Consider the following 449-nt stretch of genomic DNA (forward strand, 5'->3'; position numbering starts at 1 on the left):
CATCGCCCTGCCCCACCTCCCCCTCACCCGCAACGGCAAGATCGACCGCAACGCACTCCCCGCACCCGATCTCACCGCGCGCGGCGAGCCGCCCCGTGACGCCCTGGAGCGGCAGGTGGCGCAGGTGTGGGCCGACGTGATCGGTCGGTCGCCCGGCCGCGACGACAACTTCTTCGCCTTCGGCGGGCACTCCATGCAGGCCACCATGATCGCCGCCCGGCTACGCGAAACCCTCGGCGTGCCGGTCTCTGCGGCGATCGTGTTCGAGGCCCAGACCGTGGCCGCGATGGCCGACAGCCTGCGGGACGAGGTGGCGGCCGATCCGTCGGCCGTCGGCGGCGAGGACGGTCCGGTCGTGTCCGACGCGGAGGAACCGCGCGAGCCGGATCCGGTGCTGCCGGCCGGTGTGGCGTCGTCGCCGGGTCGGGTGTTGTCGTTCGCCCAACAAC

At 73.3% G+C, this 449-nt stretch carries 1 protein-coding gene; it reads left to right on the forward strand.

Translation table 11 applies throughout. The features are described 5' to 3' along the window. On the forward strand, positions 1-449 hold a 449-nt coding region (locus ACFHW0_RS31790), incomplete at both ends, for a phosphopantetheine-binding protein (protein ID WP_416613320.1).

It is taken from the genome of Micromonospora sp. LOL_025, from assembly GCF_048060285.1.
Lineage (GTDB): Bacteria > Actinomycetota > Actinomycetes > Mycobacteriales > Micromonosporaceae > Micromonospora.